The sequence below is a fragment of the Streptomyces sp. NPDC088124 genome, from assembly GCF_040685895.1.
Classification (GTDB): domain Bacteria; phylum Actinomycetota; class Actinomycetes; order Streptomycetales; family Streptomycetaceae; genus Streptomyces.
This window is the reverse complement of the sequence record NZ_JBFBJB010000065.1, coordinates 41,202-55,569: the sequence shown is the minus strand read 5'-3', so window position 1 is coordinate 55,569 and position 14,368 is coordinate 41,202. Positions and strand designations below refer to the sequence as shown.

Below are 14,368 nucleotides of genomic sequence, written 5' to 3'. Positions count from 1 at the left end.
TCGCGACGCAGGCCGGGGAGCACAAATCCGGCTTCGAGCTGTACTACTCCAGCGCCTACGACCGGTGGGTCTTCAACCAGTACATCTCCGACACCCCCGACTCCAACGCCATCCGTGCCATGCAGGCCGAGGGCAGAACCGCGCGCGGGGGCGAGTGGACCCACCTGGTCGGCGTCCACGACACCGTCGCCAACCAACTGACGCTCTACGTCAACGGCGTCGAGGCAGGCCGCGCGACCGTCTCCGAAACCTGGTACGCCGGAGGCCAGGTCCAGATCGGCGCCGGCTCCTACGAGGGCGCGCCGGATTCGTTCTTCCCCGGCCAGATCGACGAGGTGAAGATCTTCGACCGGCCGGTCTCGGCGGACGAGGTACGGCAGTTGTTCAAGCAGAGCCCGGTGATCAAGGGCCGCTGGAACTTCGAGGAGGCATCGAGCGGCACCCCGAAGACGTCGCCTGATCTGTCCGAAGAACAGAATCCGATGAGTCTGCTCGGCGGGGCGAAGCTGGGCGCTGGGATGATCGGCGCCACCGGGCTGGAACTGGACGGTGTCGACGACTACGCCGCTACCAGCACGGTCCCCATCGACACCGGCGCGAGTTTTACCGTCACCGCGTGGGCCCAAGGAGCAGCGGTTCCCAAGGGATCGGCGGCAGTGGTGAGCAGCGAAGGCACCACCCAGAGCGCGTTCACCCTCCGCTTCGTACCGGATGCGAAGAACCCTGAGGGCCTCGGCCGGTGGGAATTGGCACTTCCGGACGAGGACATCGCCAAGGCCTCCGTGAAGCAGATGGGCAACACCGAATTTTATGATGCTCGCGACTGGAACCATCTGGCGGTGGTGTACGACGGCTTCGCCAAGGAAGCCCGCCTGTACGTCAACGGCCTGCTCCAAGAGGTGGCGTGTGCTGACGGCGATGGCAACGGCGAAGCGGACGATGGCGCCTGCGAGGACCTCATTGCCTGGGCCGACAACGTACTGACTTTCAAGGCCACCAAGTCTCTCCAGGTCGGGCGGGCGAAGACAGCGGGCAGTTGGGGTGAGTACTTCCCCGGGGCAGTCGACGACGTATGGGCCTTCCAAGGCGCCTTGAACGACGTTCAGGTCGAAAAGCTTGCCGGCTCATGGTTCGAACTTCCGACGGAAGTTCCACCGAGCAGCTGAACGGAACCGAGGGCTGCGCCCGGCTGACATCCGCGCCGGGGCGTAGCCCTCGCCCTCCCTGATTTCTCATTCATTCCGCGCCGTGGCTGCCTGCGAGGCACACGGCGCCCGGCAGTGATGGAAACATGACATGAGACCTCGCTCCGCACATCTTCCCAGAGCGTTGTTCCGGCGGACTTCTTTGGCTTTGTCGGCGGTGATGGTCGGCACCATCCTGCAGAGCACCGCACTGCCCGCTCAGGCGGCAAGCAGTAACCTGCCTGGTCTGCCCGCATCAGAGAAGCCCGTGACCGGCACGTACGACAGCAAGGCGGTCCCGCGCACGCGTGGGCAGGATCCCGATGGACCGAAGCGGGAGCCTCTGGCGTCGTGGCCCGGAGCGGGCAGCGACACGCTCACCGTTCCGCAGGCCGAGGCTGCGGAGCCCAGACGCTTCGCCGTCGCCAAGGGCATGCCCATCGGCATCGCGGAGACTGTGGGACGGTCAGCCAAGGCGAGCGCCGCTCAGGGCGGTTCCGTTGTCGAAACGCGTGTTCTCGACCGCAAGCAGGCCGAGCGCGCGGGTGTGAAGGGACTCCTGTTCACCCTCCAGCCGAAAAGGTCCGCCACTAATCCAGGAGCGGAGCCTTCAAAGCTGTCGGCCAAGACCTCGGTAGCGGTCAGTGTGAACTATGCGGACTACGCCGAGGCTTTCGGCGGCTCGTATGCCTCCCGGATGCGGCTGGTGGAACTGCCCGCGTGCGCACTGACGACACCGTCCACCGAAGCCTGCCGTACCGCGACACCTGTCGCCGCAGTCAACGACCCGAGCAAGCGGACGCTTACCGCGAACTCGGTCAGCCTGCGCTCCGGCGAGGCCACGGTCCTGGCTGCCGCAGCAGCCACAGAGAGCGACAAGGGCGACTACAAAGCCACCCCGCTGTCCCCCTCGGCCTCCTGGAGCACCAATCTCAACACCGGGGACTTCAGCTGGTCGTACGACATGCCGGTGCCCGACGTTCCCGGTGCCCTGGCGCCGAAGGTCGGGCTGTTCTACTCGTCCGGCGCCATCGACGGACGCGCCGGCGGGACCAACAACCAGTCCTCCTGGGCCGGTGACGGTTTTGACCTGTGGCCCGGCTCTATTGAGCGTCGGTACAAACCCTGTGCCGACGACGGCGAGAAGAACGCGGACGGCAACAAACCCGGCGATCTGTGCTGGGCCTACGACAACGCATTCCTCACCTTCAACGGCAAGGGCGGCGAACTCGTTCCCCTCGGAGGTGACGAGTTCAAGCTGAAACAGGACGACGGCACCAAGATCAGCCGCCTGAAGTCCACGAACCGCGACAACGGTGACAACGACGGTGAGTACTGGCGACTGACCACCCCGGACGGCACCCGCTACTACTTCGGCTACAACCGCATGCCGGGCTGGACCGACGGCAAAGAGACCACGGACTCGACCTGGACCACCCCTGTATACGGGAACAACAGCGGCGAGCCGTGCAATGCAACCAACTTCGCCTCGTCATGGTGCCAGCAGGCATGGCGCTGGAACCTCGACTACGTCGTCGACCCGCACGGCAACGCGATCGCCTACCACTACACCAAGGAGACCAACTCCTACGGCCGTAACCTCAAGGCGGAGGACGACACCCCCTACGTGCGCGGCGGCTATCTGAAGCGCATCGACTACGGCCTGAAGTCCAACCGCATGTTCGCGGACAAGCCACTCGCGCAGGTGGTCTTCGGGAACACCGAACGGTGCCTGGAATCCAGTACCACCTGTGACGCCTCCACGATCGACGACAAAGCGTTCTACTGGTACGACACACCCTGGGACCTGAACTGCAAGACCGGCACCAAGTGCGACAACGGGCGGCTGTCCCCCTCGTTCTGGACGCGTAAGCGTCTGACGGATGTGACGACGCAGACCCTCAACGCGGACGGCACCTACACCAAGGCCGACTCCTGGAAACTCAACCACAGTTGGGGCAAGGCCGACACCGACTACCAGCTGCTCCTCGACTCCGTCCAGCGCACAGGCCACTCGGCAACCCCCACCGTCACTCTGCCGAAGACCACCTTCGCGTACACCCAGCTCGAGAACCGGCTCGACAAGACCGGCGACGGCTACGCACCGTTCATCAAGTCCCGCCTGTCCACGGTGGTAGACGACGCCGGCGGCCAGATAGACGTCAACTACTCGGCGCCCACGTGTGACTGGAACAACCTTCCGGCACCCCAGTCGAACACCACCCGCTGCTTCCCGCAGTACATCGGCGGCAGCAGTACGGACGATCCCGAACGGCAGTGGTTCAACAAGTACGTAGTCACCTCCACCACCACGACCGACCGGACCGGCGGCGCTCCGGACGCGGTGACCAGCTACCAGTATCTAGGCGACCCGGCCTGGCACTTCGATGACACCGACGGTCTCACGAAGGAGTAACACCGGACCTGGTCCCAATGGCGAGGCTATGGCCAGGTCCGCGTCCAGACAGGGGGCCAGGGCGGCGCGTCGGCGATGAAGTCCCAGCAGGACTCCTACTACCTGCGAGGCATGGACGGCGACCGCAAGGACACAAACGGCGGCACCAAGTCAGTCTCCGTCACCCTCGGGACGGGGGAGGGCGATCCCATCATCGATCACTCCTCCCTGGCCGGCTTCGGATACAAAACCGTCACCTTCGACAAACCAGGCGGCAAGATCCTCGCCAAGTCGGTCAGCCGCCCGTGGCACCACGAGACAGCGAAGAAGGTACGTGACTGGGGCACGGTAACCGCCAACTTCACCGGCACCTCCAACACCAAGAACTGGACCTCCCTGGACGACGGCGCCGGCACCAGATGGCGCACCACCTCGACCGCGATCAAGCAGGACACGGTCGCCGGACGGGTGATCCAGGTCGACAATTTCGGTGACGACGCCACTGCGGACGACAACCAGTGCACACGCACCACCTATGCCACGAAGGCCGACGACACCATCCTCACCCTGCCCTCCCGCGTCGAGACCGTGGCCAAGGCATGCGACGCAACCGTCGACCGATCGAAGGACGTCATCTCCGACGTCCGCACGGCCTACGACGGCACTGCTTACGAGACCGTCCCCACCAAGGGCGACGTGACCGCAACCGCAAATCTGAAAAGTCATGACGGGACGAAGGCCACCTACCTGGAGTCCGGGGCCACCCATGACGGCTACGGCCGTGTCCTGACGAGCACGGACCTGACCGCCAACGTCACCGTCAGCGGCGACGGCGCACCGACAAGCACCACGCGTGATGACGGCCGGACCACCACCACGGCCTACACACCGGCCAGTGGTCTGCCCACCCAGGTCACCACCACCACGCCCCCTGCGAAGGCAGGAGACACGACGACCGCACAGACGGTCACCCAGGATCTCGATGCTCGTGGTCTGCCGTTGAAGGAGACCGACACCAACGGCAACGTCACCGAATCCACCTACGACGCGCTCGGCCGTTCCGCAAAGGTCTGGCTGGCCGACCGGCGCAACACCTCGACCCCCAGCTACCAGTTCAGCTACCTCATCGAAGACGGCAAGCCCGCTGCCGTCGCGACCAAGACCTTGAACAACAACGGCGGGCAGATCACCTCCTACACCCTCTACGACGGCTTCCTGCGCGAACGTCAGACCCAGGCCCCCGGCCCGGACGGCGGCACCCTCCTGACCGACATCTTCTACGACGAACGCGGCCAGGCAGCCAAGACCTTCGCCCCGTACTACACGACCGGCGCACCCTCCGCCGCTCTGTTCAAACCCGCAGACGCGCTGTCGGTCGAGACGCAGACCCGCACCACTTACGACGGCCTGGGCCGGGCGACCCAGATCCAGCAGATAGCAGGAAACGGCGACGGCGGCGCCGTACTCAACACGACCACGACCAGCTACGGCGGCGACCGCACCACCGTCATCCCCCCTGTCGGCGGTACCGCCACCACCACGCTCACCGACGCCCGCGGTCTGACCACCGAACTGCGCCAGCACCACACCCGGAGCGCAACCGCGCCATTCGACTCCACCGCCTACGACTACACCCCGCGCGGCGAGCTGGCGAAGATCACGGACCCGTCCGGCAGCACCTGGACTTACAGCTACGACCAACTCGGCCGCAAGATCAAGGACGTCGACCCCGACCGAGGCACCACCACCAGCGTCTACGACGACCGAGGCCAGCTGACGTCCACCAAGGACGCCAACAACAGCACCCTCGTCAACCTCTACGACAGCCTCGGCCGCAAGACCGAACTACGCGAAGGCTCGGCCACCGGCACTCTCCGCGCCAAGTGGACCTACGACACCGTCAGCGGTGCCAAGGGACAACTCGCAGAAGCCACCCGCTACGTCAACGGCCAGGCGTACACATCCAAGGTCACCACCTACGACCGGCTCTACCGCCCCTCCAAAACCGCAGTCCTCGTTCCCGAAGCCGAGGGCAAACTGGCAGGCACCTACGAGACGGGCACCTCCTACAAGCCCTCCGGGCTCACCGCGGCGGTCAGCTACTCGGCGGCGGGCTCCCTGCCAGGCGGCGTGGTCACCTACACCTACGAGGACGAGACACTACGGCCCGTAGCCGTACACGGCGACGGCATATCCAGCAGCGTCACCTACAGCCTGACCGGCAAGCCCCTTCAGTACAACCTGACTCCAGCAGGCGGCGGTAAGAAGACACAGGTCACCAACACCTACGAGTGGGGCACCCAGCGGCTCGCCACATCCCGCGTGGACCGCGAGGAACAGAATGGCGTCGACCGCAACGTCACCTACCGCTACGACGAAGCCGGCAACGTCCGATCCATGGCGGATGTCTCCCGCACCGGAACCGACAACCAGTGCTTCACCTACGACCATCTCGCCCGACTGAGCGAAGCCTGGACACAGAACACCACCACCTGCGCCAGCACCCCACCAGCAGACAAGATCACCGGCCCCGCCCCCTACTGGCAGAGCTACACCTACGACAAGGCCAGTAACCGCGCCACCGAAACTCAGCACAACCCGGCTGGCGATACCAGCAAGGACATCAAGCGCACCTACACCTACGCCGGACCGGGCAAGCCTCTGGCCCACAGTCTGTCCGCCGTCACCACCACCGGCCCGACCGGCACGGCCACGGACACCTACGGCTACGACCCGACCGGCAACACCACCACCCGACCGGGCCAGAAACTCACCTGGGACGCGGAAGGACACCTCGCCAAGGTCACCGAAGGCACCAAAACCACCGAGTACCTCTACGACCCCGACGGCAACCGCCTCATCAGCCGCACACCCACCGAAACAACCCTCTACCTCGGACACACCGAAGTCACCCTTGCCGCCGGTGCCAACACCACCAAGGCCACCCGATACACCGACCTCGGCGGCGGATACACCGGTATCCGCAAGGACGACAACACCGCCGTCTACACCATCGCCGACCACCACGGCACCAGCCAACTCGCCATCAGTGCCACCGACCTCACCCTCACCCAACGCCGCACCCAGCCCTTCGGGGCACTCCGCGGAAGCGCCCCCACCACCTGGCCCGGCACCAAGGGTTTCGTCGGCGGTACCGACGACAAAACCACTGGCCTCACCCACCTCGGTGCCCGCGAATACGACCCCGCCATCGGAAGATTCATTTCAATTGACTCGCTAATTGAAATGGATAAGCCGCAGTCGCTTAACGGCTACGGATATTCCGAAAGCAATCCGGTGACTCAGTCTGACCCGACCGGACTGGCCAGCAGTATTTCGTGTGAGACCAACTGTGATTCGGACTGGCTCTTCAAGGAGCAGCAGGTTACCCCCGACTTCGTCGGAGGGCAGACCTGGAGCTCCACTTACGGCCAGTGTGTGAATAATTACTGTGGAAACAAAAAATACATAAGTGACAGTGTGAAGTCGGAGCCCAAGAAGTCGGCTCCTCCGCCTGAGCGGCTTCCTGTATACCTAGGGGAGGCGCTTTACGGTCCGCAGCCAAAGATGGGCTGGCGGGAGTTCATACGCCGGGCCCTGGAGGGTCCGCTGTGTAATCCTGGGTACCCCTGCGAGGACCCCGACAACCTCCCGAGGATCGGTGTAGTCCCCATCGTTCCCGGCCCGCTAATGGGGGGGCCTGGTCCTAGGCCTGGTCCTAGGCCTGGTCCGGGGATGAAGCTGCCTGCACAAGGGACAATCTCCCCTAAGGCTGTGCGATTTACGCAGGATAGTATAAAAGGTAAATACAGTGACGGGAGGACCGTTCAGAATACAATTGACGATCTGAAGTCGGGGAAGGTGAAGGCTGGGGACGTGCCGCCGATTCGGGTATTCGAGCGAGATGGAAAGATATACTCCCTTGATAATCGTAGGCTGTATGCTTTCCGGGAAGCGGGTAAGGATATTCGATTCAGAAGGGCGACGTCTGAGGAGGTTTATAGGGAGACCGTGAAGGGGGATAAGTTTTCGACGAGGAATGATGGCGTTTCGATCAGGGTGAGAGGGAATTAGTAATGGACCTCGTAGATGGGCTTGATGATGTCAGGACTCGTGATGATCTGATCGGGTTCCTGGGGGAGGCTGTTGCAGATCTCTCGCGAGGAGGGGCAGGCTGGGAAAATACGTCGCTCGAAGATTTCCTGGAGGCCCTGGCTGCCTGGCTGCAAGATATGCCAGGAGTGTTCGCTAATAGAGGTCAGCCAGTACCGAACCAGCCTGACTGGAACTTGGTAGCACGCATGATCATGGCGGCCAGGATGTACGAGTGATCTGATACGCCGAGACTTCCCGGGGTTGTCCGAGAGAGCGCGACCTGTGCGTGATTGCGGGCAACCCCGACACGGTCTTAGGTTGCTCCGGCCACGAGCCGGCACGTCCCCGTTTCGGTCCGGCCCGCTCGGCGGAACCCGTGGTGAAGTCCGTCCGGCCGCCCGGAAGTAGAAGGGGTCACGCGCGGCGGCACGATGCGAAGGCGGCCCGCCGATCAACGAGCGAGTTCCTCGATGCCAGGTGCGCTGGGCCTGCCGACTGCACGGTCAGCGGCTGGATCGGTGGCGTTGCGCATGGTCGTGAGGCGGGTCGGTAAGCGCCAGCGGATGTCGCCGAGGCTGTTCGGTTCCCAGAAGGTGAGGAATCCGGTGTCCTCGAGCTCGCCGAGGACCTGTTGCAGGTGCGGAAGACCGCGCAGGCCTGCGAGTCGGACGAGTTGTTCGGCATCCCATCTGCCCTCCGTGGCGGTGGTTGTGTGCGCGGTGAGAACGAGTACGGCCAGGCGCCCGGTCGCGCTGAGGTGACGCAGCCGGTTCGGGGGACCGTTCGCAGGGCCCAGTCGGCGGCCCGTACCCGTTCGCCCCGTGCGGGTGTGTGGCTGAAGTCGTCCAGGATCTGCACCGTGACGCTGTGGCGCCCGGATGCGTCCGTGGGCTGCGGGCGGATCCATCCGGCGCTCTCCAGCTCCCGCCACAGGGCGAAATCCCTGTCGACCCGCATGCCGCGCTGCAGGCCGGCGGGGAGCCGGACGCGGCCCGACTTGTCGGCGCGTAGGGCGCACTGCAGTGCGAGGAGGCGCCCCCTCGCGCTGGTGCCCGTCGGTAGTGAGGTGGCCAGGTAGTTGAGCATCTCCCTTACGCGGAGCTGCTCGCAGGACCGTCCCGGCAGTCTTCTGCGCTTCGCCCCGCTCCGGTCGGCAGCAGCACTGGAGGGCAGGGCCGCGCCGGCGGTCTCGGGCACCGTCGCCGCGTCGTGGGTCGCTCCCGCGCACGCGGCGCAGGTGTCGGCCAGCCGCCATACGCGTCCGCCGTGTTCGCGTGCCAGGACCAGCCGGATGGTGCCGGCGCAGCCGCGGTGGCGGGGGTGCCAGCGACAGCTCCGCTGCCGGCACTGGCAGGTCCGCAGGTGCGCCGGGAGGGCATCTCTGCTGGCGTGGAGCGCGAGGTGGGCGAGCGCCGCGGATCTGGCACAGGTGGACGGCGGGAGAGCGCCGTTCACCTCGCACTGGGCGCAGACGAGCAGCGGTCTGCCGTGCTGGGGCCGCAGTTCGACGGTCCAGACGCGCCGCACGGTGATCGTGGGTGTGATGCGCAGCCTCATGGGGCGCGTGTTCCTCCTGCCTGAGCCGCGCCGGTAGGGACCCTCGGCCCTGTACTGGACGGAGGTGGGGGAGTGGGGGCGACGGCGGCACACCGTAGTGCAGATGTCTGCCCTCCCGTTCGGCGCGACGCCCGCGCAAATAGGGCAGAGGTCTGCACTGACAGGGTAGGGTCCTGCACCGTCGGATGGTCAGGTGACGATCTTCCCGCCCGACCCCAACCTCGACGCGCTACGCCAGGAACTCGCGCGCCCGCGGGGCGAGCGCGGATGGACCTACGACGAACTCGCCCGCCGAACCGGCCTGTCCCGCCGCACCCTCATCGAGATCGAACAGGGCCGCACCTGTGCGGTCAGCTCCGGACGGAACGCAGGTGTGTGCGGCCCTGCTTCCGGCGTTGCTCGGCCAGATACTCCGCCGCCTTGTCGAGTCGGCGCTGGCCGGTTCGCGGGGACAGGCCGAGACGCCGGGCGACCTCGGCGCCGGAGAGCTTCTCGTCGGACTCCTCGGCTGCGACGAGCCAATCAGCGACCGTCACAATCTGTTGCTCTACCGGGCTCAGTTCCGGCTCCTGGTGCTGCTGCTCGGGCAGCAGGGCAGTCGCGGCTCCAGCGTCGGTCGCGGCCGACTCCCAGACCGTCGGCTCACCGGAAGCAGGCTCTTCCGCCCGGGCGGAGGGAACATCGAGAGACGTCTGCTCCGGCGCTTCCCCGCCGGGCCGGCGCTCGCCGACCTCCGCCGCGCTCGGCGCCGCCACCGGCTCACGCCGTACGTACGGCTCGTCGGCCACGGGAGCCACAGGTGCGGTGATGGGCTGAGGAGCGGACAGTCCGGAAAACCAGTCGTGCTCGACCAACTTGTCCGGGGCGATGCGGGCGCTGGGAGCGACGGCATCGACAGACGTGACCGGCCGACGATCGGTCACGGGCTCGTCTGCTGCCTGGCCGACCTCCTCGACGCCCGGCGCCGCGGCTATCAGCTTGGTCTCCGGCAGTTCGATTCCGGCCTGGCCGTCCTCGCGCCTGGCCGCTTCACCCTGGGCGGCCTCCGGCGCCCGCTGGCGCTCGCTGACCGCAGGCCCGGCCGGTGCCTCGTCATCGGCGCGCCGCACCGTCACCACGGCGCCCAGGTCCAGGCCTGCCTCTTCCAGAACGCTCGGAGCGGTCTCCGTGAGCGGCACACCGTACCGGGCAAGCCGCAGAGGCATCAGCGCCTCCACCGGCGCCTTGCGGCGCCACAGCAGGAAAGTGGGCAACGGGGAGAGCAGCCACCGGGTGAGCCGTACACCCTCCATGTGCTTGTCGGCAGTGATGTCGGCGATCCGGCCCACCGCGTGGCGCGCGGCCTCCACGGACACCACGAACAAGAGCGGAATGACGGCGTGCATGCCGACGCCGAGCGGATCGGGCCACGACGCAGCGCCGTTGAACGCGATCGTGGCCGCAGTCAGCAACCAGGCGGCCTGCCGAAGCAAGGGGAACGGGATCCGCAACCACGTCAGCAGCAAGTCCAGGGCGAGCAGGACACAGATACCGGCGTCAATACCAATAGGGAAGACCAGCGAGAAGTCACCGAACCCCTACTGCACGGCCAGCTCGCGCACCGCCGCGTACGAACCGACAAACCCGATCGCGGCGATGACGACCGCGCCGGCGACCACCACGGAGATCAGGACGCGGTGCACCCGGGTGAGTACCGGCTTCGTCGTATTCGCGGTCACCCCCTGAACGGTTTCACGCTCTCACGCCCCACTGACGGATGACCCGCTCGGCGAGCGGAGCGGGCACGATCGTCAACTAAAAGTAACCACCGGGCAGCGCGTTGGCAGCCTCCAGAGATCTTTACGGTGACGGACGGCCTGTGCGGGCCGTGCCAGACGGAGTGCTTTGCCCGGATCAAAGCCGAACGCATTGTGCAGCGCGAGGCGAGGGAAGCCGCGGCGCGGGAGGCGGCCGAAGCGGAGGCGAAGAAGAACCTCGGCCTGTTCCGCCGCCGGTAGCCGCAGGCAAGCCCAAGGGGACCCTGGGCAAGCCGCCGGGACCCAGCGAACCGGGCCCCAGGGGCACGGACCAGTCCACGCCCAAACGCCTCTTCCACAGCATGTGGTAGAGGCGGGGCAGGGCCAGCGTGCGCCGCACCCCGCACCCCGCACCCCTTGACCCCCTCCGCGAGCGGCTGCGACTGCGCGAACGCGCCGGCCAACGCCGACTCCACGTCCGCGTTACCGAAACGCGGATGACGCCGCCGCGACACCCACCGCAGGTTCGCCAGCGCCGTCCTGTTCGGCAGCCGAGGCGTCGCCAGCTCCCAGCCCGCCTGCCCGCACGCCTCGCGACACACCGCCATCTGCCGGTCGAACCGCTCGCCCGGCTCGTTCGCCGGCCGGGCGACCACCATCACCGTCGACCCCGAGACGGTCTGCACGAAGAAGTCCGGCACCAGACGCCGCTCACGCCCCCGCTCCCGCCAGACCAGCTGCGCCGACCAGGCGCCGAAGTCGACCACACCGGGGTGGAAGTCCAGCAGCATCGCAGTCGACAGCCGATCCAGCGAACGGCACCCCACGTGGCGTCGGTTGGTCGCCGCCCACCACCAGGTGACGATGCTGCGCTGCGAGGGATGCCGTGTCGGCTTCCACACCTCGCCCCGCTCCGCCAGCGCCACCCCTGCCAGCCGGTCCGCTGGCAGGGTTCGGCGGACCCCGTTGGTGTCAAAGTGAAGGACCCGCAACTCCTTGGCCATGACGCCTCCCTGGTATCAAGTAGTACTCCCTGCGGCGCGCCACAGACAACGGACAGCCAGACGAATAGCACAATGACCACCGCCTCGGAGCGGCAGGCAATGTGATCCGGACAGTCGCGGTACCAGCGCCTTCAGAAGGCCCCAGGGCCCCTTGAGGGCCCCGAGATGCGGGATGTCTGAAGGCTGCGGAACCGCTGCCCACCATGAGGCTCCAGCCGGGCAACATCCATCACGCGCAGAGCCAGCCACGTTGGTTCCGTACGAACCCGATGTGCGTCAACAGCGCTGCACATCCTCAGCCGCTGCGCCCGCACCAGAGCGCACCGAATGTGTTGACAGATACCTTCGCGGACCAAGCCGGCAAGTTCTTCCGGGTCCCGGGAGCGTTCCGCAGTCGGTCGACGTGAACGGCTCACCGACCTTCAACGCGGCCTCGTTGTCCGCGGTGTGCTGCGGTGCCTGGGAGGCGACACGGGCCCAAGGGAGAGACGGGCAGCGGCGGGTTTCGTCGTCCGGGATACTCGATCGGTGACTTCGCAGATGCGTCCGCCCGCGCCGCGCCCGTGTGAGAGCTGCCCCTACCGCCGTGACGTGGCCTCGGGGGTGTGGGCGCGGGAGGAGTACGAGAAGCTGCGCCGTTACGATGCCGCCACGCCTGATCAGCCGCCGCGGCTGTTCCAGTGCCATCAGGCCGATGCGGACAGTACCGGGGGCCGGATCTGTGCGGGGTGGGCAGGCTGCCACGGCGGGAACCTCCTTGGGCTGCGGATTGCGGTGCTTGAAGGCCCTATCGACGAGGCGACCTTTGCCGCGGCAGCCGAGTACCAGTCACCCGTTCCGCTGTTCGACTCGGGCGGCGAAGCCGCCGACCACGGCCGGGCCGGCATCGACCAGCCCGACGCCGATGCCGTCCGCATCATCGGGAAAGTCACTCGGACCCGCAGGGACCTGCGTACATAACCTGCACCCGCAAGGTCCCGTGCCGAATGCAAGGAAGAGATGTGACGACCTTGTCGACCACCGTGACGCCGGACCCGGCCGAGACGGAACGGGAGCTGTGCCGCTGGCTCGGGCTGTACCAGCAGCTGAGGACAGGGGACGGTCCCTGGACGTACCGGAGCTTCGCCGACCTGGTCGCTGCCCACGGAGTGTTCGACGAGCCCGCACCTTTCCCGCACAGTGACCGGCAGCAGCCCTGCCAGTGCTTCAAGACTGCCAGCGAATGGGCCGAACAGCTGGGTGGACCTACGTGGAGGGCTTCGTCCTCATTCCTTCGGCCGCGCCGTTCAGCTGCTTCGAGCACGCATGGGCGTTCGCGGCCATGTCGTAGATTCCGTACGGAATCGCTTTCCCGGCCTGGCCGGGAAAGTCGTGCGTCTTGACCTTCACGGGCTGTCCTGCGGGCCGCCATTCCTGCCCGGCGTTTTGTAATCACCGATCAGTTCCTTCTTCTTGCTGTCCACGCTGATCACCGGGTGACCGGCGTCCCGGTGCTCTCGTGCCTGCCCATTGAGGTAACGGAACTGGGCATCCCTGTCGGGGTGCTGAGCGCCCTTGATGGTCTTGGCGTTGGCCTGCAGACTGAAGCCTTCCTCCCGCAGCAGGCCGGCGACCGTGTCGGCGGAGACCCGGTGGCTCTGCCGGGTCAGCTCCGCTGCCGGCCTTCGCGTCGACCTCCTCGTCCACCGCAGCGGCGACATCGGGTCACCACGCTCGTCGGGCTCGACCAGCGCAAGTAGCGCCGGTAGCAGTCCTGGATCAAGGACCACAGCCCTCTTCCGGCCTCCAACAGGGCGATGACCCTGTCCCAACAGAGCCTGAACAGAACGGAGTTCAGCTGCTTCGCGAGAGACTGTTCCCTCCCGCATCCCGGCCGCGGCAGCGGCAGCGACGAGCCTGATCCCACCATGCCCGAGCGACAGCGCTTCCGCCCCTATGGCCGGCCGACGCTGACGCTCATCCAGATGCGGCAACAACACCTCGAACTTCGCAGCCAGGACGGCCTCGATCCCCTCCGGTCTCCCCGTACCAGAACAACGAGCCCCCGCAGCAGGAAGCCACGACTTGTTTCCCGGCAAGCCCTTGATGGGTCTCTCAGCGGATAAAATTCTGAAAAATATTGAAGGCGGCGACGCACAATCCGATTGTCCCCATGATTCCCCAAATGATTCGAAAAATATCTGGAGAGAATCTTGGGTCAAGAGACCCTCCGGGGGAGTGGGCGGACATGAAATCGTAAACGCGGAGTCCGAAGTTCCGGTAGTCGAAAGCTATGATTGCTCCGATCGTTCCAATCGTAATTCCCCAGCCAATGTAGAGCATGTTGATTCTCCTGTTTTTGCTGCGCGGTCGGCCAGGGATCCCGGGCCGACCGCTGAAATCTTGTGCAGATGGTGC

The 14,368-nt window shown here is 66.1% G+C and carries 4 protein-coding genes and 5 pseudogenes; 6 read left to right on the top strand and 3 right to left on the bottom strand.

Translation table 11 applies throughout. From position 1 onward, the window contains the following. The 4 genes and pseudogenes from AB0P17_RS36340 to AB0P17_RS36325 form a co-directional block, all read left to right on the top strand. Window positions 1–1,166 (top strand): LamG domain-containing protein (locus AB0P17_RS36340; protein WP_365818022.1); only part of this gene is annotated, 1,166 nt, incomplete at its 5' end. A gap of 130 nt (window positions 1,167–1,296) precedes the next feature. Further along, window positions 1,297–6,903: pseudogene (locus AB0P17_RS36335) on the top strand (RHS repeat-associated core domain-containing protein); the annotation flags it as partial. A gap of 752 nt (window positions 6,904–7,655) precedes the next feature. Then, entirely contained in the window at window positions 7,656–7,910 is a 255-nt protein-coding gene (locus AB0P17_RS36330; protein ID WP_365818020.1) for a hypothetical protein, read from the top strand. Between the two features lie 1,514 nt (window positions 7,911–9,424). After that, window positions 9,425–9,574, top strand: a pseudogene (locus AB0P17_RS36325) (helix-turn-helix transcriptional regulator); the annotation flags it as partial. A 7-nt stretch (window positions 9,575–9,581) separates the two neighbouring features. Here the strand turns inward: AB0P17_RS36325 and AB0P17_RS36320 are convergent. Beyond that, a pseudogene (locus tag AB0P17_RS36320) lies at window positions 9,582–10,949 on the bottom strand (DUF2637 domain-containing protein). A gap of 126 nt (window positions 10,950–11,075) precedes the next feature. Here AB0P17_RS36320 and AB0P17_RS36315 point away from each other — a divergent pair. Beyond that, window positions 11,076–11,228, top strand: a complete 153-nt coding sequence (locus AB0P17_RS36315) for a hypothetical protein (protein ID WP_365818026.1) — start codon at window positions 11,076–11,078, stop codon at window positions 11,226–11,228. A 155-nt stretch (window positions 11,229–11,383) separates the two neighbouring features. Here the strand turns inward: AB0P17_RS36315 and AB0P17_RS36310 are convergent. Next, window positions 11,384–11,971: pseudogene (locus AB0P17_RS36310) on the bottom strand (TnsA-like heteromeric transposase endonuclease subunit); the annotation flags it as partial. Window positions 11,972–12,499: 528 nt separating this feature from the next. On the opposite strand from AB0P17_RS36310, the gene AB0P17_RS36305 reads away from it, so the two are divergent. Further along, window positions 12,500–12,931 carry a DUF6283 family protein gene (locus AB0P17_RS36305; protein WP_365818018.1) on the top strand — a complete coding sequence of 144 codons (432 nt, stop codon included), beginning with the start codon at window positions 12,500–12,502 and terminating at the stop codon, window positions 12,929–12,931. A 351-nt stretch (window positions 12,932–13,282) separates the two neighbouring features. Here AB0P17_RS36305 and AB0P17_RS36300 read toward each other — a convergent pair. Next, window positions 13,283–13,968, bottom strand: a pseudogene (locus tag AB0P17_RS36300) (ISAzo13 family transposase); the annotation flags it as partial. Window positions 13,969–14,368: the final 400 nt, after the last annotated feature.

Coding starts and splice junctions, on each gene's coding strand:
- AB0P17_RS36330 (WP_365818020.1), top strand. CDS start 7,656: ATGGACCTCGTAGATGGGCTTGATGATGTCAGGACTCGTGATGATCTG.